This window comes from Lysobacter sp. P5_B12, assembly GCF_056400425.1.
On the sequence record NZ_JBFULG010000002.1, the window covers coordinates 1 to 24,540 of the forward strand.

Below are 24,540 nucleotides of genomic sequence, written 5' to 3' on the forward strand. Positions count from 1 at the left end.
GTTGGTGATCTGGTTGGTCAAGAAGGAGACGATGCCCTTCGGCGACAATCAGTCCAAGGAGGCGCTCAATTTCCAGATCACTGTGACGATCGCGATGGGGGTGTGGGCGATCCTGATCCTCGTGGTCATCGGGTTCGTGTTGAGGGTCCTGATCGGGGTGGCGGGGTTGGTGCTGACGAGCAGCGCTGCCATCAAGGCGAATGAAGGGACGGCTTATCGTTATCCGTTCACGCTGCGGTTGATCAACTGATATTCGCTAATGGCGAACTGAAAGGGCGGCGCGGAAGCGTCGCCCTTTTTGTTTGTGTAGTAAGGCCCGCTCGAAACCGATTGGCGCGTCGCCCGAACGTTGTGAGTTCCAAATTTTTTTGGGAAAAAAATTTGAAACTCACAACGCTGGGGCATCACCTTGCGGGTCGCTTCGATCAGGGGGCTTTCGCCCGAGCGATCTTTGGGGGCTGCAAAGCGCGCTTTGCAGGAAGCTGATCGTTTTCGGCACGGCCAGAGCCTGCCTTCATGGCCGCTGTCGGATGGGGCTGGCGTAGAGCTTGTTGCGGGCGGTGGGCCCGCTATTAGTGGAGATGCCGCAATGCGTGCACGAAACCGAATGGGCGCCGTGTTGTTTTCGTGTGGGCTTGCCTTGGCGTCGGGAGTGGCGGTGGCTGCCGAGCCGATGTCGGCCGGAGACTGCTTCCTGGCGGGGATGAAGGCCAATGACGCGGACAAGGTCGCGGCCTGTTATGCCGATGACGCGGTCATCTGGTTCCCGGGCGGGCCGATGGCCAAGGGGCGCGCGGCGATCAAGGACGGATTCGCGGGTTACATGGCGGCCATGACGGTCAAGGACGCCACGCTATCCGAGATCGGGCAGGAAGCGATGGGCGATACGCGCGTGGCGTGGGGGACGTATGCGATCACGCTTGTCGACAAGAAGTCCGGTGCGGAGTCGGTGGAGCGCGGCCGGTATGTCGATGTGCAGAAGAAGATCGACGGGCGGTGGCAATACATCGTCGATCATCCGTCGGACGAGCCTGCGCCGGCGGCGCCGGTTGCCAAGTAGCGCGCGCTTTTCACGACAATGATCGGCTCCCTGCAAAGCTTGCTTTGCAGGCCCCAATGACGGCTCGGGCGAAAGCCCCTTGAACGAAGCGACTCGCAAGGTGATGCCCCAGCGTGGGGAGTTTCAAATTTTTTCCCAAAAAAATTTGGAACTTCACACGTTCGGGCGACGCGCCAATGATGGAGTAGCGCTCTTACTCGCCAGCCACCGTCATCCGCCCAACAAGAATCGACCCGCATCGAATATGCGAGCGCGGATCCACATCCGATCCCACGGCTTCAATCGCCGAGAACATCTTCTTCAGGTTCCCCGCAATCGTGATCCCGTCGACCGCGAACTTCACCTCGCCATCCTCGACCCAGAACCCCGCCGCACCGCGCGAATAATCGCCCGTCACCGCGTTCACGCCCTGCCCCATCAACTCGGTGACCAGCAGCCCGCGCTGCATTCCGCCGACCAACGCGTCGAAATCGCCCGCATTCGCGCGCACCTGCAGGTTATGCACGCCGCCGGCATTCGCCGTCGTCTGCAAACCGAGCTTCCGCGCCGAATAACTCCCGAGCACGTAGCGCTGCAGCACACCGCCGTCGACCAGGGACGAAGCGCGCGTCGCCACGCCTTCCGAATCGAAGGACGCCGAACGGAAGCCGCGCATCAGGAACGGATCTTCCGCGATGGAGAACCAATCGGGGAACAACTGCGTGCCCACCGAATCGACCAGGAAACTCGCGCGCCGATACAACGCACCGCCAGAGACCGCGCCCAACAAGTGCCCGACCAGCGAACGCGCGATTTCGGCCGCGAACAACACCGGCACCTCGCCCGTCGGCAAGGACCGCGGCGCAAGACGCGAGGCCGCGCGTTCGGCCGCACGGCGCCCGACGGATGCCGCCGATTCCAGGTCGTCGGCGGAAATCGCCGTCGTATACCAACCGTCGCGCTGCATCTGGTCGCCGCGGCCGGCGATCAACGCGCAACCGATCGTGTGTTGCGTACTGCGTTCGGCACCGACGAAGCCGTGCGAGTTGGCATACACGCCGAGCGATTCGCTGCTGCCGACCGACGCGCCGTCGCTGTTCTCGATGCGCGCATCCTGGTCGCGGCCGGCTTGCTCGCACGCCAGCGCGATGTCGAGCGCGCGGTCGGCGTCGATCTCCCAGGGATGCCAGGCATCGAATTCGCGCAGGTCCTTCGCCATCAATTCGGGATCGGCCAGGCCCGAGGCCTCGTCGTCCTCGGTGTGCCGCGCGATCGCGCAGGCCTGCTCGACCGTGGAGGCCAGGCTTTCCTCGCGCAGGTCGGCCGTGCTCGCGCTGCCCTTGCGCTTGCCGAAATACACGGTGACCGCGATCCCGCGGTCGCGCGTGGATTCGACGGTTTCCACCGCGCCCATGCGGACGTTGACGTTGAGGCCGTGCTCCTGCGAGCAGGAGACCTCGGCCTGGGAGGCGCCGGCGGCGCGGCAACGGTCGAGCAACTGGCGTGCGATGTCCGACAGCACGCCCATGCGGGCGACGCTCTCGTCGCGGGAGGAGGCCTGACCGGCCGTCGACAGGGGGGCGTTGTCCAATGGTCTATCCTTGAAAGCGAACAAAGGCAGGGATCGGGCGATGCGCGGGAAGGACGATCAAACCGGTGAGTTCTACAGCCCCAGCCGCAGCGAACAGCGCCGCGCGGCGCTGGACGTGCTGGAACTGGGCGGCAAGCTGGCGGTGCTGAGCGACGCCCAGCTGGCGAAGCTGCCGATTCCCGACAGCCTGATGCCGCACATCCTCGAGACGCGCCGCATCACCTCGCACATCGCGCACAAGCGGCAACTGCAATTCCTGGCCAAGCAAATGCGCCGGGAAGACGAAGAAACGCTGGACGCGCTGCGCGATGCGCTCGACGAAAAGGGCGAGGCGTCGCGGCGCGAAGTGGCCGAAATGCATCGCGTCGAAGCCTGGCGCGAGCGCCTGATCGACGGCGGCGACGAAGCCCTGGCCGAATTCCTCGACGCGTTTCCGCAATCCGACCGCCAGCGCCTGCGCACGCTGGTGCGCAATGCGATCGAGGAACGGAATCGCAACAAGCCGCCGCGTGCGTTCCGCGAGATCTTCCAGGTCGTACGCGAAGCGATGCAGGCCGAACCGGAAGACGACGAGGGCGCGTAAGCCGCTCACGCCTGCGTTCCACCCACCGTCAGTTGGTCGATCAACAGGCTCGGCTGCCCGACGCCGACCGGCACGCTCTGCCCGTCCTTGCCGCACACGCCCACGCCTTCGTCGAGCGCGAGGTCGTTGCCGATCATCTTCACGCGCTGCATCGTTTCCGGGCCGTTGCCGATCAGGGTGGCGCCCTTCACCGGCGCGGTGATCTTGCCGTCTTCGATCAGATAGGCCTCGGTCGCGGAGAACACGTACTTGCCGCTGGTGATGTCGACCTGCCCGCCGCCGAAGTTCACCGCGTACAGGCCCTTCTTCACCGAGCGGATCATTTCCTCGGGGTCGTGGTCGCCGGCGAGCATGTAGGTGTTGGTCATGCGCGGCATGGGCAGGTGCGCGAAGGATTCGCGGCGGCCGTTGCCGGTGGGCTGCATGCCCATCAGGCGCGCGTTGTGCGTGTCCTGCATGTAGCCGACGAGTACGCCGTCTTCGATCAGCGTCGTGCAGGCCGTCGGCGTGCCTTCGTCGTCGACGTTGAGCGAACCGCGGCGATTGGGCAGCGTGCCGTCGTCGACGATGGTGACGCCCGGCGAAGCGACGCGCTGGCCCATGCGGCCCGCGTAAGTGGACGTGCCCTTGCGGTTGAAGTCGCCCTCCAGCCCGTGGCCGACGGCTTCGTGCAACAGCACGCCGGGCCATCCGTTGCCGAGCACGACGGGCATCAGGCCCGCGGGCGCATCGATCGCTTCGAGATTGACGAGTGCCTGGCGCAGGGCTTCGCGCGCGAAATGTTGCGGCTTCCCGTCCGCCAGCAGTTCGGCGTAGGAATAGCGCCCGCCACCGCCCGCGTAACCACTTTCGCGGCGGCCGTTGTGTTCGACGATCACTTGCACGTTGAGGCGCACGAGCGGACGCACGTCGGCGGCGAGCACGCCGTCGCTGCGCGCGACGAGCACCGTGTCGACGCCACCGGCCAGCGACACCATCACCTGCTTCACGCGCGGATCGGCGGCGCGCAGGAAACGATCGATCTCGCGCAGGGCTTCGACTTTTTCTCCGTTGGCCATGCCGTCGATCGGATCGTCGGACGAATACAGGCTGCGACCGGTGCCGGGCACCAGCGCGCGCGGCGAGGCGGACGAGCCATCACGTGCGATCGCACGCGCGGATTTCGCCGCTTCGATCAGCGCAGGCGTGTCGATCTCGTCGGAATACGCGAAGCCGGTTTTCTCGCCGGAGATCGCGCGAACGCCGACGCCTTGTTCGATGGCATGCGCGCCGTCCTTGACGATGCCGTCTTCCATCGTCCAACTCTCGCGACGCGCGTGCTGGAAATACAGGTCGCCGAAGTCGATACCGGGCCCGAGCAACGCGCCGAAAGCCGTATCGAGCGCCCCGGTGGCGAGGCCGGCGGGGACGAGCAGGCGGTTTTCGGCGATCTTCAGCGGCAGGGTCATGGGCGATCCAGAATAAGTGCGTCGGTGACGCAGACTCAGATGGTGATGCAACACGCGTGACGCAACCGCCTGCGGCGGCTCATCCGTTCGGGGAATCGTCGGCCGATGCGCTCGACCGCCCCTGCGGTGCGGATTTCTTGGTGACTTCGACCTTCGGATCTTTCCAGGGGCCGGTCACGTGGTAGGTCTTGGCGGTCAATTGGCCGATGGGCTTCTTCAGCACCGCATTGGCCGCCGCGCCGATGGCCGCGCCCACCGGGCCGCCGACGACGGCACCGGCAACGGTCAACAGGTTGCCCGCGCGCGGCACGACCTCGACGGTCTGGTCGAAGGTCTGCGCCTGCAGGTCGGCGGCGCCGCGGATCTCGATCTGCGCGGCGGGGCTGTCGATGGTGAGGTCGTCGGTGCGCGCCTTGCCCTGCGACAGGCGCACGTGGCCGTCGATGCGATCGAACGCCAGGCCCTTGGAATAGAAATCGCGGAAGTCCAGCAGCAGTCGCCGCGGAAGTTGCGCCAGGCTCAGCAGGCCGAGCACGCGGCCCGCGCCCGGTTCGATTTCTAGCAGCGTGCCTTCCTTCACGTCCAGCGCCAGCGTGCCGTCGACGCCGCGCGCGCCGAACTCGCGCGGCGCTCCGGGCCAGGTCGCATCGAACTTCGCCGTGCCCTGCCCGCTCGCCAACTGGCCCGCCATGCCGAAGCCATCCATCAACTTGCCGAAGTCTTCGCTCTGGATCTGCAGGCCCACGCGCGTGCGCGCCGCCGCGCCCATGCCGCTCCAATCGCCGGTCACCGCGATCTTGTGCTGGTCGGACTGCGCCTGCATCGTGTCGAAGCGCATGCCGGTCGCGGTCGGCCGCGTGCGGATGACTGCCGTGCCGAGCGACATCGCGTTGATGCGCAGGTCGGCGACGTCGAAGGAAAGCGCGGGAATGGACGCCGGATCGATCGGATGCGCATCGGGCACCGGCGGTGTGGCGGGTGCATTCGCGGGTTTCGCCGGCGAATGCCAATACGCGCGGTCCATGCGGCCGGTGATCGCCGCGCCCTGCGCATCGGGCACGGTCGCGGTGCCCGCAAGCGCGGGGCCGCTGACCACGACGCTGCTCGCGTTGTTGTTGGCGGGTGTCACCTGCACGCGCGCATCGGGAAACACGCCGCCGAGCAACATCAGTTTGTCGGTGCGCACGTCGATGCGACGCAGCGGCAATCCGCCGCCGCCCTTCCCGTCGCCACCGCCCTTGCCGCTTTCGGCCAGGCCGATCCAATCGATGAGGTCCAGCGACGGCGCATGTCCCGTTGCGACCAGGCCCGAGGCCGGCGGCGCTTCGTCGACGCGATCGCTGCCGACCACCACGCGCAATCCGGTCTGATCGCCACGCGTGCGCGCGCGCAGCGCCAGGATGTTCGCGAATCCGACGCGCACTTCGCCTTCGCCGAGCGGAAGATCGGCTTCGATCGTCGCGGGCAATGCGGTATTCGTCGCCTTGTGCAGCGGCGCCGGCAGGTCGAGCGTGGTGCCGACGAGCGTGGAGCGCAGCGTGAGTTTCGTCGGCGATGCGCTCGAACCACTCGCCTTCGGCAACGCGAGCGACACCGTCCACGGCGAGCGCCCCTCCAGGTAGGAGCGCAACCAGCCCAGGTTGCCCGCGCGATCGATGAGTGCCTTCGCCTCCATCGTCACCTGCATGTCGGCTTCGAAGGCCTGCGCCTTGTCGCGCACGAACGCCGTGCCCGCGCGCAGGCCGAGCGTGCCTGGCTGTCCTTCGTGGAGCACCGTCAAGGCGTTGGCAGCGAAACCGCCATCGCCGTAATCGGCCTTGCCGCGCACGTCTTCGAATGCGAGATCCCAGCGCTTTTCGCGCAGGCGCGCGCCCTTGAGTTCGACCGTCCCCTTCGTGCGGCCCACCGCGTGCGGCGAATGCAGCGGCAGGAGCATGTCGAAGGTGACGTCCGCGGGGCCGCTGGCTTCGATGTTGGAGAGCGTTTCGCCGTTTTCCTTGTTGAGCGGGCTGTGCTGCAACAGGCTCACGAGCTTCGATGCATCGCTCGAACCTTGCGCCTGCACGTACAACTCGGACTTGCTGAAATCCGGGATGCCCGCGCGGATGTGCGGGATGTCCACGCCCGCGAGCGTCGCCTTGCCTTCGACCGAGAAGCCGTTGCCGACGAAGCTGATCGGACCGTACATGTGTTCGGTCGCGGGCCAGTCGGGCGAGAATTTCACGGTCGCGTCGTCGAGCTCGGCATCGGCACGGAACAGGCCGTTGTTGTGCAGGAAGGGCCAGTCGTCGAGATCGCCGGAGACGATCGCATGGCCGTTCTTCAACGAACCGCCGACGAGCGCAGCGTCGAGCCAATGCTCCGTCGCATCGGGCATCAGGTGGCGCACGAGGAATCCCTTGCCCGTCGGCAGCAGGGTCGGATCGAGATCCACGGCGAAGTCGATCCAAGGCCGCGTGCCATCGTTCTGGAACCACATGCCGCCGCGCGCATGCACGCCGAAATCGCGGCCGCGCACGCGGAAGCCATCGGTGCCCACGCGCCAGCCCGCGCCTTCGCGCCACAGCGCGATGCGGCCGGCGAGCGTCACCGGATGCACGACGCCGAAGCCGGCCGGCCAGTCGAAGTCGACGGTGGATTTCGGGTCGGCGGTGAACACCAAGCCGTCGGCATCGCCGATCACTTCGCCCGCCAGTTGGCGCAGGCCCGGTGAATTGCCAACGGGCGCGAAGCCCACGCCGGAGAGCGTGCCGTGCGCTTGCAACGCACCGTCGTGCATGCCGACGACTTCCACCTGTTGCAGCAACGCTTGCGGTTTCGCGAGCAGGATCCAGCGACGCAAACCTGCGTCCATGCGATCGCTGAGCGCGGCGGCCGCGAGCAAGGGGCCGGCGTCGACGCGTTCGGCGCGCATGCCGAAGCGCGTGCCACCGACCAGCAGCAGCCCGTCGAGTTTCTGTTGGCTGTTGTCGGTGTGGATCAGCAACTTCGGCGCATCGAAGCGCCATTCGCCGCCGTTGTGTTTCAGGCGCGCACGCAATTCCACGTGGCCGAACCGCGCCTGCGGCACGCGCACGCCGCTCGCATCGCGCAAGGGGGCGCCGCGCAGCGCGACATCGTCGAGCTTGGCGTCGGCGATGATCGAAGCCACGCGATGCCCGCGCAATTGCGCCCAGGCCTGCGCGCGCCCGTGGCCCGACTGCGCTTCCACGCCGAGCACGTGCAGCAGCGGCGCCCACGCGCCGAGGTCGGCCTTCACCGCGCCGGCGTAGGCCTGGCCGTCGCCGAGCTTGCGGTCGAAATCCAGCGCGGCATCGAGCGGCGAGACGTTCGGCTGCATCCATGCACGCATGCCGCTGCGGATGCGGTTGCCTTCCACGCGCAGGCGCAGGTCGATGCGCGGCACGGTCGCATCGATGCCGAGCGTCGGTGCGACGACATGCAAACGCCCGCCGATGATCTGCAACTCGCCCAGGCGTTCGAGCGCCGCGAAGGGATCGCCGCCTTCGGTCTGCTGCCCGGGCAAACCGCGCACCGACCAGAAGCCATCGGCCGCGCGTTCCACCGTGAGATCCAGGCCGCGCAGGCGCAACTCGGAGAACGTCCCGCCCGGCAACAGCCCGCCGTAGAGCGAGACCAGCATTTCGGTATCGCCGATGAGGATCGATTGCGCGCCGTCGCCCAGGCGCAGGTCGTCGAGCCGCAACAACGGTCCACGCCGCGTCCATTGCGTTTCGACTTTCGCGAAATGCACCGGACGTCCGGCGCGTTCGCTCAGCCATGCGGCGATGCGGTCGGGATGTCGTTCGGCGAGCGGCAACAGCTGCTTCGCAAGGCCGACCAGCAAGGCGACGAAGATGACGGCCACCAGCGCGCCATAGCCGACGAAGCGCCGTGCGTGCCGCATCCTGCGTCGAAAAGGCGTCGGCATCTAGCGCGATCCGGTGTCGTCAGAGCAGCACGACATCGAACTGCTCCTGCAGATACTGCTCGTCCGCCTGGAACCGGATCGACTTGCCGAGGAACTCTTCCAACTCCGCCACCGCCGCGCTTTCTTCGTCGGTGATGCGCGCGACGACTTTCGGCGAGGCGATCACCAGCAGGCGCGCCGCTTCGAACTGGCGCACCGCGCGCGTGATCTCGCGGAAGATTTCGTAGGTCACCGTCTCGGAGGTCTTGAGCGTGCCGCGGCCGCCGCATTCGTGGCAGGGCTCGCACAACTGGCGCTCGAGCGATTCGACGGTGCGCTTGCGCGTCATCTCCACCAGGCCCAGCGGGGAGAAGTCGTACACCGTGGTCTTGGCGTGGTCCTTGGTCAGCGACTTCTCGAGCGTGCGCAGCACCTGGCGGCGATGCTCGGCGTCGGTCATGTCGATGAAGTCGATGATGATGATGCCGCCGAGGTTGCGCAGGCGCAGTTGGCGGGCCACCGCCTGCGCTGCTTCGAGGTTGGTGCGGTAAACGGTTTCCTCGAGATTGCGTTGACCGAGGAAGGAACCGGTGTTCACGTCCACGGTGGTCATCGCTTCGGTCTGGTCGATGACCAGGTAACCGCCGGACTTCAGCGGCACCTCTTTTTCCAGCGCGCGCTGGATCTCGTCTTCGACGCCGTACAGGTCGAAGATGGGGCGCGCGCCGCTGTAGGGTTCGATCTTTTCGGCCAGGCCCGGCATGTATTGCGCGGCGAAGGTCTGCAGGCGTTCGCAGGTTTCGCGCGAATCGACCTTCACCTTTTCCACGTCGCGGCGGATCAGGTCGCGCACCGCGCGCAGCGGCAGGTTGAGGTCTTCGTAGATGCAGGCGCCGACCTTCGTCGTGCCCTGCTGGTCTTCCACCAGGGCCCACACGCGGCTGAGATAGGCGATGTCTTCGGCGAGCGCTTCGGCCGGCTGGCCTTCGGCGTTGGTGCGCACGATGTAGCCCTGCTCGCTGCCGCCGGCGAATTCGGCGACGAGGCTTTTCAGCCGTGCGCGTTCGGTTTCGTCTTCGATGCGCGAGGACACGCCGACCACCCGCGACTGCGGCAGCAGCACGAGATAGCGCGAAGGAATCGAAAGCTGCGTCGTCAGGCGCGCACCCTTGCTGCCGATCGGGTCCTTGACCACCTGGACGACGACGTCCTGGCCTTCGCGCAACAGCTCCAGGATCGGGCGCGTCTGCGCGGGCGGCAGCGGGGCGTCTTCGCCGGCGACCGCGGGCAGCGTCGAGGCGCGCACGATGTCGTTGGCATGCAGGAATGCGGCGCGGTCCAGGCCGATGTCGACGAAGGCCGCCTGCATCCCGGGCATCACGCGCTGCACGCGGCCCTTGTAGATGTTGCCGACCACGCCGCGCCGCCAGCCGCGTTCGATGTGCAGCTCCTGCAGCATGCCGTTCTCGACCACCGCCACGCGGGTTTCGCGCGGGGTGACGTTGACCAGGATTTCCTCGCTCATGCGCGTGCCCCCCCGGTCGACGGCGCGATCCCGAATTCGCGCAACAGGCGCGCGGTTTCGTACATGGGCAGGCCCATCACGCCGGAGAAGCTGCCGGCCAGGTGCGCGATCAACACCTGCGCGCGCCCCTGGATGCCGTAGGCACCGGCCTTGCCGTCCCATTCGTGACTGGCAAGGTAGGCCGCGATGTCCTCGTCCGACAACGTGGCAAAGGTCACCTGCGATTCGGAGACCACCTGCGCTTCGCGTCCGGCGCTGACCACGCTGACGGCGGAAATCACCTGGTGGGTGCGGCCGGAGAGGCGGCGGAGCATCGCGGCGGCATCGTCGGCATCGCGCGGCTTGCCGAAGACTTCATCGCCGAGCACCACTTCGGTGTCGGCGCCGAGCACGACCGCGCCGGGCGTTGCCATCACCTGCAACAGGCCCGCGCCGGCCTTTTCGCGGGCGACGCGGCGCACATAGTCGCCCGCACCTTCGGAAGGCCCGCGGTGTTCGGGGATGTCGAGCTCGAGGGTGCCGAACGTGTATCCCAGGCGGGACAGCAGTTCGGAGCGTCGAGGGGAACGCGAGGCGAGATGCAGCATCGTCCGGAGTCTAACCCGCGGCTGTACGGAGACATTCGCGCGCTTTCGGCTTGACCCCGCCAAGGCTCACAGTTCGTTCACTCCGCCGCACGTCAGTGCCGCGATACGGAAAGCACACCCTCACCAATGGAGCCTCGAATGACCCTTCGTCCCCTCACGCTGTCTGCTGCGCTCGGCCTTGCCCTCGCCTTCGGAACCGCCATGCCCGTCCACGCCCAGAGCACCCAGACCGCCCCCATTCCCGCCGACGGCACGCTGCTCTCGGTGTCGGCCCAGGCCGAGTCCCGTCGCGTGCCCGACGTGGCGACGATCTCCGCCGGCGTCGTCACGCAGGCCGCCGACGCCAATGCCGCGATGCGCGACAACGCCACGCAGATGGACGCGGTGATGAAAGCCGTGCGCGCCGCGGGCATCGCCGAGCGCGACATCCAGACCGCCGGCATCTCGGTGCAGCCGCAATACAAGTACGCGGAGAACACGCCGCCGACGATCACCGGCTACCAGGCCAGCAACACGGTGAACATCAAGGCGCGCGACATCGGCAAGCTCGGCAAGGTGCTCGATGCGCTGGTGGCCAGCGGCGCCAACCAGGTCAACGGCCCGTCCTTCGAAATCGACAAGCCCGAACCGGCATACGACGAAGCGCGCCTGGCCGCGCTCGACAAGGCCAAGGCCCGCGCCCAGACCTACGCCAAGGCGATGGGCCTGCGCGTGCGCCGCGTGGTGAGCATCGCCGAAGGGGGTGCGTCGCGCCCGCCGATGCCCTACATGATGCGTGCGCAGGCCAGCGACATGGCGATGGCCAAGGAAACCTCGGTCGCGCCGGGCGAAACCACGCTGTCGGTGAGCCTTGACGTGGTTTTCGAACTGGGCCAGTAACACTGCGGCCATCGCGCATCGCGCGCATCAGCGAGACCAGCGCCATGGCCGACAAGCAACGCGACACCCCGCCCGCGGCAGATCCGCGGGCGGGTCGTAATCCGGGGTACGCCGAGAACCAGCCGCGCGACAAGGGCGATGCGCAGGCGAAGGGGCCGAAGCCGGGCAACCAGCCCGACGAGCCTGGCATCGATCGGGATACGGACGAACAGGCCGATCCGGCGAAGGATGCGTCGAACCACTGAGGCGACGCGGTTCGCGCGCGACACCGCAACCCCGTTGTGCAACCCCGTGCGTTGAAGCGATCACGCAACCACGGAGGCCACGCCATGTCGCACACGATCGCGCCGTCCCTGCCCCGCCGCCCGATGCAAATCGGGCATCTGCTCGAACGCCCGAGTCCTGCGCGCATCACCGCGATCGCAGGTGTGATCGCGCTGCATGGCGCGGCGCTGATGTTGCTGATGATGCCGATGGCGCCGCCGCAGGCGTTGATGGAAGAAGACGTGGTCATTCCGATTTTCGATTTTCCCAGGCACGTCGAACCGCCGCCGCCTCCGCCGCCCCCGCCGACGATCCGCCATTTCGAAACGCGGCCCAACGTTGCGCCGACGCCAATTCCCGTCGAACAACCGCCCGTCGTCGATCCCGTCGGCGCGGACGTCGCGCCACCCTATGACCCGAACCCCGACACCGCGATCGCGATCGAAACCACGCCGCCCGTCGTCGGCCCGATCCGCGCCGACAGCCTCGAATACGCCAGCGCACCGCCGCCGGCCTATCCGCGCGACGCGATGGCGCGCCGCATCGAAGGCACGGTGATCCTGGAAGTGTTGGTCGGCGTCGATGGCGTGCCGCTCGACGTGCGCGTGCAGACGAGCAGCGGCAACCGCTCGCTCGACGAAGCGGCGCGCAAGCACATCCTGAAGAAGTGGAAGTTCAAGCCGGCGACACAGGATGGACACGCAGTGCAGGCGGTGGGCCTGGTGCCGGTGAAGTTCGTGCTGCGGTGATCTACGCGCGGTGGTAGGGGTGATTCGCCAACATCGCATTCGCCCGATACAACTGCTCCGCCAACACCAGGCGAACCAGCATGTGCGGCAAGGTCAGCGGGCCGAGCGACCACGTGTCGTCGGCCCGCGCGATCACTTCACTCGCATGGCCTTCCGGCCCGCCGATCAGGAAACACAAATCGCGCCCCGCGCCACGCCAGGTTTCCATGCGTTGCGCGAGTTGCTCGGAACTCCACGTGCGCCCGCGTCCATCGAGGGCCACGACGAATGCGCCTTTCGGAATCGCGGCCAGCACGCGCTGGCCTTCCTCGAACGTCGCGCGCGCAGCGTCGCGACCCTTGCCGCGCACGCCCGGTTCGATTTCGACAAGATCCAGCGGCAGCCAGTGCGACAGCCGTTTTCGATATTCGGCGAATCCGTCGGCGACCCACGCAGGGGCGCGTTCGCCGACGGCGATGAGTCTTGCCTTCATCGCCGCGACGTGCGCAATCGCACGCCTTGCTTACTCGGCGCGGCCGGCGGCCAGCGCGTCTTCCTCTTCCGGCGGCTGGTCGCCGACGGTCCACAGCCGCTCGAGCGCATAGAACTCGCGCACGCGCGGCAACATCACGTGGACCACCACATCACCCAGGTCGACGAGGACCCATTCGGCCTCGCGCTCGCCTTCCACGCCGAGCGGCATGCAGTCGAGCTTCTTGGCGTGCCGGACGACTTCGTCGGCGATCGACTTGACGTGGCGGGTGGAGGTACCGGAGGCGATGACCAGGTGGTCGGTGACGCTGGTCTTGCCGCGAACATCGATTTCGACGACGTCCTTTGCCTTGAGCTCCTCGACGGCGTTGCGCACGTGTTGGAGGAGGACGTCTGCCGGCGGCGGCGGATTGGGAAGGCGGGTCTTGATGACTTGCGCGGCAGTGGTCAAGGGCAGCTGGGCTCGGTGGAGACGGTGGGATTATACGAGGCGCTCGCGGCCGGCAGGCGTGAAACTGTCGGCATCACGAGTGCAAGCGTCCGTAAAGCCCCGACTGGCGGATGAATGCGGCCACCCGCGCCGGCACCCAGTCCTGCCAGCGCGGATCTTCGGCGGCGATGCGGCGACGCAGTTCGGTGGACGACTCCGGCCGCTCCGCGCCGAGGCGGAATTCGGCGAAGCCACCGGCCGGCAGCGCATGTAATTGCGCGGGCAGGCACCAGCGCGGCGCGAGTTCGGCGTGGACCGTGGGTGCACGCGTGGCCAGGGCGGCCTGGTCGATGGGGGCGCCGGGGCGGTCGATCGCGAGCACGTGGCCCAGTTCGAACAATTCGCGCCAGCGGTGCCAGGTGTCCAATTCGAACACCGAATCCCCGCCCACCATCCACACCAGCGGTGCATGCGGCCCGTATTCGGCGCGCAACTCGCGCAGCGTGTCGACCGTGTACGACGGACCCGCACGACGCAATTCGCGGCGATCCACGATCAGGCCCGCTTCCCCGTCGATCGCCAGGTCGAGCATGTGCGCGCGTTGCGCCGCATCGGCGTGCGTCGGTCCCTTGTGCGGCGGATCGGCGGCGGGCAGCAGGTGCACGTCGGCATGCAGCGCATCGCGCACCGCGCGTGCAATGAACAGATGACCGGTGTGGACGGGATCGAAGGTGCCGCCGTAGCAGAGGACGAGCGGCGTCACGCGTCAGCCCAGCAGGCGCAACGCGCGCGGATCGGCGACCGCGAGCAGCACGCGTTCGAGCGCGAGCCACGCATCGTGCGGATCGCGCCCCCATTGCGGGCGGCCTTTCGCGATGCGATCCACGCGCCCGGCTTCCGCGGCGAAACGCTCCCAGCGGGCGGCGTCATGGCGTTTCAATGCACGCGTATACGCGGCCTGTTTCGAATCCCAGATGCGCTGCGCCTTGAATTCGGCCTGCAGGTTTCCGCCGCGCGCCGCGACGCGCGCCAGCGCCGCCGCGCGCTGCAATTCCATCGCGACCATGCCGAGCAACGCGGGCACCGCTTCGCCTTCGCCGCGCAAGCCGTGCAGCATGCGCGAGACTTGCGCGGGCTGGCCGTTCATCGCCGCGTCGACCAGGCGGAACACGTCGTAGCGCGACGAATCCGACACCAGCGATTCCATCGTCGCCACATCGAGCATGCGCCCTTCGGCGAGCAGCGACAGTTTGTCGATTTCCTGCGCGGCCGCCAGCAGGTTGCCTTCGACGCGATCGGCCAGTGCCTGCACCGCGTCGCGATCGGCACGCAATCCGCGCGCACGCATGCGCGCGTCGATCCATCCGTTGAGCTCGTGCGGTTTCACTTGCCAGGCGATCAGTTGATGGCCGATGCGCGCGAGCGCTTCGCTCCACTTGCCGCCGTGTTGTTTGCTCCAATCGCCGGCGGTGACGAGCAGCACGACATCGGGCGGCGGATCGCTTGCGAATTTCGCCAGGATCTCCGCGCCATCCTTGCCCGGCTTGCCGCCGGGCATGCGGATTTCGACCACGCGCCGCGCGGCGAACAGGCCCGGTGCCTGGAAAGCGGCGGCCACGCTGTCCCAATCCGGGTCTCGGCCTTCGATGTCGTAGACCTCGCGATCGCCGATGCCCTGCTCGCGCGCGGCGGCGCGCACGGCGTCGGCGGCTTCCAGCACGACCAGCGTTTCGGGCCCCGCGATCAGGTACGCAGGCCGCATGGGCTCGGAGGCGAGTTGCGCCGCGAGCCGATCGGGCCTCAGGTCGGCCATCGCGTCAGGGTTGCGGCGTGGACGTCGTGGACGCCGAAGCCGGGAGCGTGGGCGTCGTGGACGGAGAAGCAGGCGGGGTCGTGCGCACGCCGTTGTGGATTTCGGGGCGCGTGACGTTCAACGCGGCGCCGACGCGACGCAGGATGGCCGTCGACATTTCGCGGCGCAGTTCCTTCGCGAGCAGTTCGCGCTCGGAGGTCGCGCCGACGGCATCGGCCGGCGGTGCCACGTAGTCGCGCGAGAGTTCGACGGCCTGTTGCGGCACCACGACGTTCCCGGCCTGGTCCAGCAGGGCGAAGATCACCGCGTAGCGCAGGCTGAATTCCTGGGCGCGGCCGCGTTCGTCGATGCTGATCGGGGTATCGCCCCAGCGTTCGGAAACGATCTGCAGGGTGGTCGAGGGTTGCGCGGGGTCGGTCGCGGGGACCGCGCCGGCGCGGGTCATCTGGTCGGCCAGCGATTCGGCCAGGGGGCTGTAGGGGTCGGGCGACACCACGCGCACGGGGTTGAGTTCGACCGGCAGCGTGAGTGCGTTGCGCAGGTGGAATCCGCAGGCGCTGCTCAGGGCGACGAGCGCCAGCAGCATCGTGGTTCGGACAAGCGTGGGGGGCATTCGCATGTAGGCCAGTCTGGACGAGGGAGGCTGCGGTGGGCAAGGCCACCGCAGGGAACGTCAGGCGGAAGCCACGATGTTGACGATCTTGCCCGGCACCACGATGACCTTGCGCACTTCCTGGCCTTCGAGGAAGCGCGCGACTGCGGGTTCGGCGAGTGCCGCGGCCTCGACGAAGTCCTTGGATGCATCGGGTGCGACTTCGATGGTGCCGCGCAGTTTGCCGTTGACCTGGACGGCGAGCGTCAGGGCATCGCGCTTCAGCGCATCGGGGTCGGCCTTCGGGAACGGGATGTCTTCCAGCAAGGTTTCCGGGTGGCCCAAGGCCTGCCACAGCGCGTGGCTGACGTGCGGCGTCACGGGGTTGAGCAGCAGCACCATCGCCTGCAGGGCTTCGTGGCGCACGGCGCGGCCCTGGTCGCTCATGTCGGTGAATTTCGACACGTGGTTGAGCAGTTCCATCAACGCGGCGATCGCGGTGTTGAAGCTGTGGCGGCGGCCGTAGTCGTCGCCGACTTTCTGGATCGTTTCGTGCACCTGGCGACGCAGGGTTTTCTGCGCGGCGTCGAGCGACGCGGGTGCGACTTCCGGATGATCCGGTTGCGCGACGTGCGTCGTCACTTCGCGCCAGAAGCGGCGCAGGAAACGCGCCATGCCTTCGACGCCCGCTTCGTTCCACTCCAGCGATTGCTCGGGCGGTGCGGCGAACATCGAGAACAGGCGCACGGTGTCGGCGCCGAAGCGGTCGACCATCGCCTGCGGGTCGACGCCGTTGTTCTTCGACTTCGACATCTTTTCGACGCCGCCGATGTGCACCGGCTTGCCGTCGGCTTTCAGGTGCGCCCCGGTGATGCGGCCGCGTTCGTCGCGTTCGGCGTCGACGTCGGCGGGATTGATCCACTCCTTCGAGCCATCGGCGTTGTCGCGGTAATACGTCTCGGCGATCACCATGCCCTGGCAGAGCAGGTTCGTCGCCGGCTCGTCGCTGTGCACCATGCCCGCGTCGCGCAAAAGCTTGTGGTAGAAGCGGAAGTACAGCAGGTGCAGGATCGCGTGTTCGATGCCGCCGATGTACTGGTCGACCGGCGTCCAGTAATTGGCGCGCGCATCGACCATGTCGGCCGCGCCCGGCGAGGTGTAGCGCGCGTAGTACCAGCTCGACTCCATGAAGGTGTCGAAGGTGTCGGTCTCGCGTTCGGCCGGGCCGCCGCAATCCGGGCACGTCGTCTTGCGCCACTCCGGATCGGCCTTGATCGGCGATTGCACGCCGGAGAACGCCACGTCCTCGGGCAGCACGACCGGCAACTGGTCTTCCGGCACCGGCACCGCGCCGCACTTGGCGCAATAGATGACCGGGATCGGGCAACCCCAGTAACGCTGGCGGCTCACGCCCCAGTCGCGCAGGCGGAAGTTCACGCGGCGCGTGCCGTGGCCTTCGGCCTGGAAGCGCGACGCGATCGCTTCGAACGCCTCGTCGTAATCCATGCCGTCGAATTCGCCGGAATTCACCAGCAGGCCGCGTTCGGTGTACGCGCTCTCTTCCTGGATCTTGCGCTCGAATTCCTGGATGACTTCGACGGCGGCGCGCGTTTCGTACAGGTCGGCGCTGCCGCCATGCAACGCGGCGTCCATCGGATCGTGCTGCATCGGCACACCCGACGCGATTTCCGCGACGGCATCGCGCACCTGCGGCGGCACGATCACCATGCGGATCGGCAGGCCGTAATGGCGCGCCATTTCCCAGTCGCGCTGGTCGTGGCCCGGCACCGCCATCACCGCGCCCGTGCCGTAACCCATGAGCACGAAATTGGCGACGTAGATCGGCAGCGCTTCGCCGGTGATCGGATGCAACGCGCGCATTCCGATGTCGCGGCCGCGCTTGGCTTGCGTCTCCAGTTCGGCTTCCGACACGCCGCCGTGGCGGATGTCTTCGATGAACTGCGCCAGCGAGGGATCGTTCGCGGCGGCCTGCTTCGCGAGCGGATGCTCGGCGGCGATGCTGATGAAGGTCACGCCCATCAGCGTGTCGGGGCGCGTGGTGAACACGTGCAGTTCTTCGTCGCTACCGTCGACCTTGAACGCGAATTCCAGGCCTTCGCTGCGGCCGATCCAGTTGCGCTGCATCGTGCGCACGGCGTCGGGCCAGCCCGGCAATGCGTCGAGGCCGTCGAGCAATTCCTGCGCGTAGTCGGTGATGCGCAGGAACCACTGCGGGATCTCGCGCTTCTCCACGACCGCACCCGAGCGCCAGCCGCGACCGTCGATCACCTGCTCGTTGGCAAGCACCGTCTGGTCCACCGGATCCCAGTTGACCACCGAATTCTTGCGATACGCCATCCCTTTCTTCAGCAAGCGCACGAACATGCGCTGCTCGTGCACGTAGTAATCGGGGCGGCAGGTGGCGAATTCGCGCGACCAGTCGATCGCGTAGCCCATCGTGCGCAGTTGGTCGCGCATGTGGTCGATGTTGGCGTAGGTCCACTTCGCCGGCGCGGTGCGGTTCTTGATCGCCGCGTTCTCGGCGGGCAGGCCGAAGGCGTCCCAACCCATCGGTTGCAGCACGTTGCGGCCGTTCATGCGCTGGAAGCGGCTGATGACGTCGCCGATCGTGTAATTGCGCACGTGGCCCATGTGCAGCGCGCCCGAGGGGTACGGCAGCATCGAGAGGCAGAAGAACTTCGGCCGGGGGTCGTTTTCCGTCACTTCGAACGCGCGGCGGTCGGACCAGAAGCGCTGGGCGGCGGCTTCGAGGGTGCGGGGGTCGTAGGCAGGCGCGTCGGGGGCGGCGGACATCGGTCGTTTGCACGGACAATAGTGGGCCGGAGAGCCTATCAGACCGGCGATACTGCCGGCATGGACCTCGACCTCACCTGGACCGGCTACGTGGCCGCCACGCTCACCACCCTGTGCTTCGTGCCGCAGGCGGTGAAAATCCTCCGCACGCGCGATACCCGCAGCATTTCGCTGCACATGTACGTGGTGTTCACCATCGGCGTGGGGTTCTGGCTGGCCTACGGGATCGCGCTGCATTCCTGGCCGATGATCGTGTCGAACACGATCACGCTGGGGCTGTCGGCGGCGATTTTGGGGATGAAGTTGCGCTGGGGATGAGGTTTCAGGGTTTCCTGACATTGCAATGCGGGGTTCACCGACTGCGATGAAAGCGGCCGAACCGGAGGATGTGGACACACCCAACAAGGAGTGTTCCATGCGCCACACCGATTCCCGCACCTTCGCCATCGTCCCGGCCCTGCTCGTCGCCGGTTGCCTGGCTTCGCCCACCGCCGCCGCCACCTCCGGCACGATCTCCTTCGACGGCCAGATCACCGACGCCACCTGCGATGTCAGCGGCGGCACCACGGGGACGCCGTCGTTCGCCGTCCGCTTGCCCGTCATCAGCACAAACCAGCTGGGCCCGGGCGACGTGGCCGGCCGCACCAACTTCCGCATGGCCCTGTCCAATTGCCAGGTCGTCGCCAACGGCGTGCGGGTGTTCTTCGAGGGCGGTCCCACCGTCGATCCCGCCTCGGGCACGCTCACCACCAGCCTGCCCGACGTCAACCTCGCGCTGTTCAACGGCGACGGTACGCAGATCGCGGTCGGCAGCGAAACGCAGCGCGACGACAACACGCTCTACCAGACCTTCGACACCATGGATTACCAGGTCGCCTACCAGAACGTCGGCGCGGCAGGGGCCATGGCCGGCGTGGTGACGACGAGCGTCGTGTATTCGCTGCACTATCCGTGAGCATCGTCGTTCGCATCGCGTCCTGCGGGATCGCGCTGCTGGCGTTCGCGTTCGCGTCCATCGCGCACGCGGGCGTCGTGCTCGACAACACGCGCGTCGTCTTTCCCGGCGACGCGCGTGATGTCACGGTGCGACTGAGCAACCGCCATGCGCATCCGGTGCTGGTGGAAGCGTGGGTGGAATCGCCGGTCGCCGCGACGCAAATCCCCTTCGCGCCCGATCCACCGCTGTTCCGCATCGACCCGGGCAAAGGGCAAACCTTGCGCCTGCATCGTTTGCCCGGCGCGCTCGCGACGGATCGCGAGACATTGTTCTGGCTCAACGTGCTCGACGTGCCACCGGATCCACCGGCGGAAGCCGACGCCTCGGCAATGAAGATCGCTTTGCGCACGCGCGTGAAACTGCTGCATCGGCCAAGCGGCCTGCCCGGTTCCCCGGGTCGGGCGCCGGCCGCATTGCAGTGGCGCGTGCTCGACGATGCGCGGCTGGAAATCGACAACCCCACGCCCTACCACGTCACCATCGCGCGCATCGCCGACGGCGAGGCCTGGGATGTGCTCGGTGAAATGGTCGCACCATTCGCCAGTACCACCGTGCGGCCGAAGTCGGCGCGTCGCGGCGGACGCATCACCTTCGAAGCGATCAACGACCTGGGCGGGCGCGATCGGTTCGAAAGTGCGTTGTCGGAAGCGCAGGCCCGGTGATGCGCGGCAAGCCGGTCTTCGTGCTCGCGTTCGCTTGCGCGGCCTTGCGCGCGGGCGAACCGGCCTCGCCGCACGTGCGTTTCGACGCCACGATGTTGCGCAATGCGCGCGACGTGGATGTCTCTGCGTTCGAAGCGGGCCAACCCGTGCGAGCGGGCGTGCATGACGTCGAAGTGTGGCGGAACGGCGCACCGCTGGGGCGGCGCAGCGTGCGCTTCGCCGGCGCCGATGCACAGCCCTGCTTCGATACCGGCTTCATGCGGTGGCTCGGCGTGGATACCACGCGGCTTGCGCTCGCCAGTCGCGACGCGTTTGCGCAGACCCCGTGCCCGCAGATCGATGCCCTCCATCCAGCCGCAAGCGCACGTTACGCACCAGGCGATTTCGCGTTGCACGTATCGATCCCGCAAGCCTTGCTGGCGGTCAGGAACACGACGGTCGACGCTGCTCCGCCCGATGCCGGAATCACCGCCTTCCGCCTCGCGTACGGCGCAACCTTGTTGCGATCCGAAATGGCGAACATGCCAGCCTTCGACCGGGCCAGCCTGCGGCTCGACGCGGGGTTGAACGCGGGAGCCTGGCGCGTGCGCCACCGCAGCACACACCTGTGGCGACCAGCGCATGGTCGCGAAAGCGACACCCTTTCCGCGCACCTGGAGCGCGACGTTCCGCGCTTCGACGCACGCCTCACCCTCGGCGACTTCCACGCCAACGGCCTGCTGTTCGATCCCGTTTCGCTGCGCGGTATCCGCTTCCAATCCGACGACCGCATGGTGCCGGCGGCGCAGCAGCGCAACGTTCCCGTCATCCGCGGCGTCGCGGACACCAATGCACGCGTGCAGGTGCGGCAGGCAGGGCGGTTGTTGTTCGACACGACGGTGCCGCCGGGGCCGTTCGCGCTCGCAGACGTCCAACCGCTCGGGCGCGGTGGCGATCTCGACGTGCGCCTCGTGGAAGCCGACGGTCGCGTGCAGACCTTCGCGGTTCCCTACGCCACGATGCCGGGGTTGCTGCGCGCCGGGCGGATGCGATTCGGCCTGGCCGCGGGTTGGTTATCCGACATCGACAGATGGGATGCGCCCGTCGTCGTGGGTGCGCTGGAATCGGGCCTGCAGGATCGCGTCACGCTGCGTGCCGCGGCGCAGGCCACCACGGGTCACGCGCAGGCCTTGGCGGGCGTCGCGTTCGCGTCGCTCGCGGGCGCCTTGTCGATCGATCGCCTGCACGCGCGCACCGCGCGCGACGCGGGCCTCGCGCGCGGCGGCGCCACGCGCGCGGCCTTCACGACCGACATACCGGCAGCGCGCACGACCTTGCAACTCAGCGCAACCTCGACCCCTGCCGCGTACCATGCGCTGCGCGAAGCGCTCCACGCGCCCGACGCGCGCCGCGAACGCCAGCGCTTCGATGCCACGCTCCAGAAATCCTTTTGCGACCGGCGGCACGGGCTGCACCTTTCCCTCGTGGATCGTCGCTTCCACGCCATCGAGGGCCCGCAACGCAGCGCGCGCTTCGGCTTGTCGATCCCCACCGCGCGCAGCGGCGCGGTGTTGAATGCCTCCATCGAGCACACGCGCCGGATCGCGCATCGCGCGACCAACGACGCCGTGTTGTCGCTCACCCTGCCCCTGGGTTTCGGCGATGCCGGGAACGCGGCGTTCGCCCATGCGCACGTGCGCGCGGGCCCGCAGCGGCTCGACCTGCAATCGGGGATCGGCGGCGTGCTGCGCGATCGCAACGCCTGGAACCTCGGTGTCTCGCGGACCGCCGACGCGCGCGGCGGCGCGACGACGAAAAGTGCGTCGCTCGGGCACGCCGGGCGCGCGGGACGCATCGACGCGGGCCTGAGCCTCTCGCCGGCGGTGCGCCAGGCCTCGGTGACGGCCGAAGGCGGCGTGCTCGTGCATCCGCATGGCGTCACGCTCGGTCCGACGCTCGGCGACACCATCGCACTCGTGCGCGCCGATCACGGTGCCGGCGCGCACGTGCTGCAGGCACCCAACGTGCGTCTCGACCGGCGCGGCCATGCACTCGTGCCGCAGTTGTCGCCCTATCGGCGCAATCGCGTGGGCATCGAGGTGGGCGGCGCTTCGCCCGACGTGGCGTTCGACTGGACGGAGCGCATCGTGGTGCCGCGCGCGGGCGCCATCATCGATGTCCCGCTCGCCAGCAGCTTTCGCCCGATGCACTTCGTGCGCATCGACATCGGCGATGGCCGTGCGCCACCCCTGGGCGCGCGCGTGGTCGATGCATCGGGGACGACGCATGCGCTCGTGGGCCGCGATGGCCTCGCGCGCGTTCCACTGGCGGATTCGGCGTGGTTCGTCGAAGGCCACGCACAGCCCTGCAGCGTCGGGCCTGCATCGGCCGACGGCATTCCCGTCGCAACCTGCCCCGCCTCACCCGGCTGATGCGCGCCTTGCGTCGAACACGCCCCAAGCCACGCACGCGAGCCACCCCAACCACGCGACGATCCCGATCCGCTGCCCCATCGCCGGCGCACCGGGCACGGAGACGAACATCGCAAATGCAAGCACCAACGCCGCGACGAACGCAGTCGCGAACCGCAAGGCCACCTGCCCGCGCCATGCCACCGCCAGCAACACGCAGCCCGCGACCAACGCAATCCACCACACGGTCCATGCGGCCGTGTTGATCTTGCCCACGCCGTAGCCCAACCCCCGCGTCGCATCGACCGGCAGCACGCCCTGCGCCGCGAAGGCGAGCGCCGCGAAGGCGCACAGCGTCCAACCCACGCCGAGCACGCGGCTGTCCGCATCGCGTGCGCGATCGGCGATCGACAGGCGCACCGTCGCCGCCCACGCGAGCAGCCCCGGCAGCAGGAAACCGAACAAATCGAAGGCCCACCAGCGCGGCACGCCGCGCGCGCCGAGCAGCGCGACCGGTTGTATCGCATGGGAAAACCCATGCAGCGCCGCGCCGAACCCCAGCAATGAAACGACGAAGCCCAACAGCGCGAGGGCCGTGAGCAGGCGGACGGAGGGCAGGCGTGCAGGCGAAGTGGAAGGTGTGCGCATCCGCCCATGCTAGCGTGCGGGCTTGCCGCGCCGCAGGGGCGTCCCCATCTGTGGCGCATCCACTCTTCGACGATCGCCATGGCCACCACCGCTTCCCCGCACGTTTTCGACGCCACCGCCGAAACCTTCGAAACCGACGTGCTCCAGGCGTCGCTGCAAACGCCCGTCCTCGTCGACTTCTGGGCGGAGTGGTGCGGCCCGTGCAAATCGCTCGGCCCGATCCTCGAAAAGCTCGCGGCCGAATACAACGGCGCCTTCCGCCTGGCGAAGGTCGATGTCGACAAGGAGCAGCAGCTCGCCGCCGCTTTCCAGGTGCGCTCGATCCCGACCGTCTACCTGGTGAAGGACGGCCAGCTCGTCGACGGGTTCCCCGGCGCCTTGCCCGAAGGCCAGCTGCGCGAATTCCTCACCCACCACGGCATCGCGCCGGGTGCGCCGCAGGATGAGGCCGCGCAAGACGTCGCTCCGGAACCGCCGGCCGATCCGCATGCCGAAGTGATGCGCCTGCGCAAGCTGGTCGAAACCGAAGCCGACAAGCCCGAACATCGCCTCGACCTCGCGCTCGCCCTGCTGCAAACCGGCAATGCGCACGAAGCCGAACAACTGCTCGATGCCCTCCCCGCCAACCTCGCGCACGATGATCGCGCGGTGCGTGCACGCGCACGCCTGGGCTTCGCTGCGTTGTTGAAGGACGCGCCCGCACCGCAAGTCCTGGAAGCCGCAATCTCCAGCGATCCGAAGGACCTGCGCGCGCGCCATCTGCTCGGCGTGCATCGCATCGTCGCCGGGGATGCGGAAGCCGGCCTCGAACAATTCCTCGAGATGCTGCGGCTGGATCGCAGCTTCGACGATGGCCTGCCGCGCAAGGCGCTGATCGATGCCTTCCAGGTGGTCGACGATGCCGAACTCGTCGGCCGCATGCGGCGTCGCATGGCCTCGCTACTGCTGGTGTGACGCATGCACGGGTGACGCGCATCACCCAACGACCCTGTGCGTCACGCTGCGACGCAACACGTCGCGTGAAGAGGCCCTTCACGCGCCCCGGTGCATGAACCCATCAGGAATGCGGCCGCCAACGGTCTCCCCGCCGCTGGCTGGTCGTGTTGCGCCAGCGTATTCTTCCGCCACGGAACAGGGGACCGTCAACA

23 protein-coding genes are annotated in these 24,540 nt (G+C 67.8%); 11 read left to right on the top strand and 12 right to left on the bottom strand.

What is annotated here, in order from left to right; all coding sequences use genetic code 11:
- Both AC1DOM_RS03305 and AC1DOM_RS03310 read left to right on the top strand, forming a co-directional pair.
- A partial coding sequence (locus AC1DOM_RS03305; RefSeq protein ID WP_498960235.1) for a DUF4870 domain-containing protein occupies positions 1-250 on the top strand: 250 nt, incomplete at its 5' end.
- 357 nt (positions 251-607) lie between these two features.
- Complete coding sequence (locus tag AC1DOM_RS03310) at positions 608-1,060, top strand: YybH family protein (RefSeq protein WP_498960237.1); 453 nt, start codon at positions 608-610, stop codon at positions 1,058-1,060.
- 193 nt (positions 1,061-1,253) lie between these two features.
- Here the strand turns inward: AC1DOM_RS03310 and pmbA are convergent, their stop codons facing one another.
- The gene (pmbA, locus tag AC1DOM_RS03315) at positions 1,254-2,567 is read right to left on the bottom strand and encodes a metalloprotease PmbA (protein WP_498961240.1); all 1,314 of its coding nucleotides are present in this window, start codon (positions 2,565-2,567) and stop codon (positions 1,254-1,256) included.
- A 103-nt stretch (positions 2,568-2,670) separates the two neighbouring features.
- Here pmbA and yjgA point away from each other — a divergent pair, with 103 nt between their 5' ends.
- Positions 2,671-3,213: a ribosome biogenesis factor YjgA gene (gene yjgA / locus AC1DOM_RS03320; protein ID WP_498960239.1), complete on the top strand. Its 543-nt coding sequence runs from the start codon at positions 2,671-2,673 to the stop codon at positions 3,211-3,213.
- A gap of 5 nt (positions 3,214-3,218) precedes the next feature.
- Here yjgA and tldD read toward each other — a convergent pair whose 3' ends face one another.
- The 4 genes from tldD to AC1DOM_RS03340 form a co-directional block, all read right to left on the bottom strand.
- A complete protein-coding gene (tldD, locus tag AC1DOM_RS03325) occupies positions 3,219-4,661 on the bottom strand; it encodes a metalloprotease TldD (protein ID WP_498960241.1) in 1,443 nt (480 codons plus the stop codon).
- 79 nt (positions 4,662-4,740) lie between these two features.
- Positions 4,741-8,568, bottom strand: a complete 3,828-nt coding sequence (locus AC1DOM_RS03330) for a YhdP family protein (RefSeq protein WP_498960243.1) — start codon at positions 8,566-8,568, stop codon at positions 4,741-4,743.
- Positions 8,569-8,611: 43 nt separating this feature from the next.
- On the bottom strand, positions 8,612-10,096 hold the full coding sequence (gene rng / locus AC1DOM_RS03335) for a ribonuclease G (protein WP_498960245.1): 1,485 nt from the start codon (positions 10,094-10,096) through the stop codon (positions 8,612-8,614).
- Positions 10,093-10,683 (bottom strand): Maf family protein, encoded by a 591-nt coding sequence (locus AC1DOM_RS03340; RefSeq protein WP_498960247.1) that lies wholly within the window; start codon positions 10,681-10,683, stop codon positions 10,093-10,095. Before AC1DOM_RS03340 ends, rng begins: the two co-directional genes overlap by 4 nt.
- 138 nt (positions 10,684-10,821) lie before the next feature.
- On the opposite strand from AC1DOM_RS03340, the gene AC1DOM_RS03345 reads away from it, so the two are divergent.
- The 3 genes from AC1DOM_RS03345 (at position 10,822) to AC1DOM_RS03355 (ending at position 12,575) form a co-directional block, all read left to right on the top strand.
- Complete coding sequence (locus AC1DOM_RS03345; RefSeq protein WP_498960249.1) at positions 10,822-11,562, top strand: SIMPL domain-containing protein; 741 nt, start codon at positions 10,822-10,824, stop codon at positions 11,560-11,562.
- A gap of 44 nt (positions 11,563-11,606) precedes the next feature.
- Complete coding sequence (locus AC1DOM_RS03350) at positions 11,607-11,807, top strand: hypothetical protein (RefSeq protein WP_498960251.1); 201 nt, start codon at positions 11,607-11,609, stop codon at positions 11,805-11,807.
- Positions 11,808-11,891: 84 nt separating this feature from the next.
- Positions 11,892-12,575: an energy transducer TonB gene (locus tag AC1DOM_RS03355; RefSeq protein ID WP_498960253.1), complete on the top strand. Its 684-nt coding sequence runs from the start codon at positions 11,892-11,894 to the stop codon at positions 12,573-12,575.
- 1 nt (position 12,576) lies between these two features.
- Here the strand turns inward: AC1DOM_RS03355 and rlmH are convergent, their stop codons facing one another.
- From rlmH to leuS, 6 genes are all read right to left on the bottom strand, one after another.
- Positions 12,577-13,047 carry a 23S rRNA (pseudouridine(1915)-N(3))-methyltransferase RlmH gene (rlmH, locus tag AC1DOM_RS03360; RefSeq protein ID WP_498960255.1) on the bottom strand — a complete coding sequence of 157 codons (471 nt, stop codon included), beginning with the start codon at positions 13,045-13,047 and terminating at the stop codon, positions 12,577-12,579.
- 30 nt (positions 13,048-13,077) lie between these two features.
- The gene (rsfS, locus tag AC1DOM_RS03365) at positions 13,078-13,497 is read right to left on the bottom strand and encodes a ribosome silencing factor (protein ID WP_498960257.1); all 420 of its coding nucleotides are present in this window, start codon (positions 13,495-13,497) and stop codon (positions 13,078-13,080) included.
- 73 nt (positions 13,498-13,570) lie between these two features.
- Complete coding sequence (nadD, locus tag AC1DOM_RS03370) at positions 13,571-14,239, bottom strand: nicotinate-nucleotide adenylyltransferase (protein WP_498960259.1); 669 nt, start codon at positions 14,237-14,239, stop codon at positions 13,571-13,573.
- Positions 14,240-14,242: 3 nt separating this feature from the next.
- A complete protein-coding gene (holA, locus tag AC1DOM_RS03375; protein ID WP_498960261.1) occupies positions 14,243-15,289 on the bottom strand; it encodes a DNA polymerase III subunit delta in 1,047 nt (348 codons plus the stop codon).
- Positions 15,290-15,293: 4 nt separating this feature from the next.
- Entirely contained in the window at positions 15,294-15,908 is a 615-nt protein-coding gene (locus AC1DOM_RS03380; RefSeq protein ID WP_498960263.1) for an LPS-assembly lipoprotein LptE, read from the bottom strand.
- A gap of 54 nt (positions 15,909-15,962) precedes the next feature.
- Positions 15,963-18,695 (bottom strand): leucine--tRNA ligase, encoded by a 2,733-nt coding sequence (gene leuS / locus AC1DOM_RS03385; RefSeq protein WP_498960265.1) that lies wholly within the window; start codon positions 18,693-18,695, stop codon positions 15,963-15,965.
- A 60-nt stretch (positions 18,696-18,755) separates the two neighbouring features.
- Here leuS and AC1DOM_RS03390 point away from each other — a divergent pair, with 60 nt between their 5' ends.
- The 4 genes from AC1DOM_RS03390 (at position 18,756) to AC1DOM_RS03405 (ending at position 22,765) form a co-directional block, all read left to right on the top strand.
- Positions 18,756-19,013 carry a SemiSWEET transporter gene (locus AC1DOM_RS03390; RefSeq protein WP_498960267.1) on the top strand — a complete coding sequence of 86 codons (258 nt, stop codon included), beginning with the start codon at positions 18,756-18,758 and terminating at the stop codon, positions 19,011-19,013.
- Between the two features lie 97 nt (positions 19,014-19,110).
- Complete coding sequence (locus tag AC1DOM_RS03395; RefSeq protein ID WP_498960269.1) at positions 19,111-19,650, top strand: fimbrial protein; 540 nt, start codon at positions 19,111-19,113, stop codon at positions 19,648-19,650.
- Entirely contained in the window at positions 19,647-20,354 is a 708-nt protein-coding gene (locus AC1DOM_RS03400; protein ID WP_498960271.1) for a fimbrial biogenesis chaperone, read from the top strand. The genes AC1DOM_RS03395 and AC1DOM_RS03400 overlap by 4 nt, the downstream gene beginning before the upstream one ends.
- The gene (locus AC1DOM_RS03405; protein WP_498960273.1) at positions 20,354-22,765 is read left to right on the top strand and encodes a fimbria/pilus outer membrane usher protein; all 2,412 of its coding nucleotides are present in this window, start codon (positions 20,354-20,356) and stop codon (positions 22,763-22,765) included. The genes AC1DOM_RS03400 and AC1DOM_RS03405 overlap by 1 nt, the downstream gene beginning before the upstream one ends.
- Here the strand turns inward: AC1DOM_RS03405 and AC1DOM_RS03410 are convergent.
- Positions 22,754-23,392: a DUF998 domain-containing protein gene (locus tag AC1DOM_RS03410; protein ID WP_498960275.1), complete on the bottom strand. Its 639-nt coding sequence runs from the start codon at positions 23,390-23,392 to the stop codon at positions 22,754-22,756. The two genes, AC1DOM_RS03405 and AC1DOM_RS03410, sit on opposite strands and share 12 nt — an antisense overlap.
- 78 nt (positions 23,393-23,470) lie before the next feature.
- Here AC1DOM_RS03410 and trxA point away from each other — a divergent pair, with 78 nt between their 5' ends.
- Positions 23,471-24,346: a thioredoxin gene (gene trxA / locus AC1DOM_RS03415; protein ID WP_498960277.1), complete on the top strand. Its 876-nt coding sequence runs from the start codon at positions 23,471-23,473 to the stop codon at positions 24,344-24,346.
- Positions 24,347-24,540: the final 194 nt, after the last annotated feature.

Excerpts from the sequence above, each read along its gene's own strand:
- yjgA (WP_498960239.1), top strand. The coding sequence starts at position 2,671 with ATGCGCGGGAAGGACGATCAAACCGGTGAGTTCTACAGCCCCAGCCGC.
- AC1DOM_RS03395 (WP_498960269.1), top strand. The coding sequence starts at position 19,111 with ATGCGCCACACCGATTCCCGCACCTTCGCCATCGTCCCGGCCCTGCTC.
- AC1DOM_RS03345 (WP_498960249.1), top strand. The coding sequence starts at position 10,822 with ATGACCCTTCGTCCCCTCACGCTGTCTGCTGCGCTCGGCCTTGCCCTC.
- AC1DOM_RS03310 (WP_498960237.1), top strand. The coding sequence starts at position 608 with ATGGGCGCCGTGTTGTTTTCGTGTGGGCTTGCCTTGGCGTCGGGAGTG.
- tldD (WP_498960241.1), bottom strand. The coding sequence starts at position 4,661 with ATGACCCTGCCGCTGAAGATCGCCGAAAACCGCCTGCTCGTCCCCGCC.
- rlmH (WP_498960255.1), bottom strand. The coding sequence starts at position 13,047 with ATGAAGGCAAGACTCATCGCCGTCGGCGAACGCGCCCCTGCGTGGGTC.
- pmbA (WP_498961240.1), bottom strand. The coding sequence starts at position 2,567 with ATGGGCGTGCTGTCGGACATCGCACGCCAGTTGCTCGACCGTTGCCGC.
- AC1DOM_RS03410 (WP_498960275.1), bottom strand. The coding sequence starts at position 23,392 with ATGCGCACACCTTCCACTTCGCCTGCACGCCTGCCCTCCGTCCGCCTG.
- AC1DOM_RS03340 (WP_498960247.1), bottom strand. The coding sequence starts at position 10,683 with ATGCTGCATCTCGCCTCGCGTTCCCCTCGACGCTCCGAACTGCTGTCC.
- AC1DOM_RS03390 (WP_498960267.1), top strand. The coding sequence starts at position 18,756 with ATGGACCTCGACCTCACCTGGACCGGCTACGTGGCCGCCACGCTCACC.
- AC1DOM_RS03380 (WP_498960263.1), bottom strand. The coding sequence starts at position 15,908 with ATGCGAATGCCCCCCACGCTTGTCCGAACCACGATGCTGCTGGCGCTC.
- AC1DOM_RS03330 (WP_498960243.1), bottom strand. The coding sequence starts at position 8,568 with ATGCGGCACGCACGGCGCTTCGTCGGCTATGGCGCGCTGGTGGCCGTC.
- trxA (WP_498960277.1), top strand. The coding sequence starts at position 23,471 with ATGGCCACCACCGCTTCCCCGCACGTTTTCGACGCCACCGCCGAAACC.
- AC1DOM_RS03405 (WP_498960273.1), top strand. The coding sequence starts at position 20,354 with ATGCGCGGCAAGCCGGTCTTCGTGCTCGCGTTCGCTTGCGCGGCCTTG.
- holA (WP_498960261.1), bottom strand. The coding sequence starts at position 15,289 with ATGGCCGACCTGAGGCCCGATCGGCTCGCGGCGCAACTCGCCTCCGAG.
- AC1DOM_RS03355 (WP_498960253.1), top strand. The coding sequence starts at position 11,892 with ATGTCGCACACGATCGCGCCGTCCCTGCCCCGCCGCCCGATGCAAATC.
- leuS (WP_498960265.1), bottom strand. The coding sequence starts at position 18,695 with ATGTCCGCCGCCCCCGACGCGCCTGCCTACGACCCCCGCACCCTCGAA.
- rng (WP_498960245.1), bottom strand. The coding sequence starts at position 10,096 with ATGAGCGAGGAAATCCTGGTCAACGTCACCCCGCGCGAAACCCGCGTG.
- AC1DOM_RS03350 (WP_498960251.1), top strand. The coding sequence starts at position 11,607 with ATGGCCGACAAGCAACGCGACACCCCGCCCGCGGCAGATCCGCGGGCG.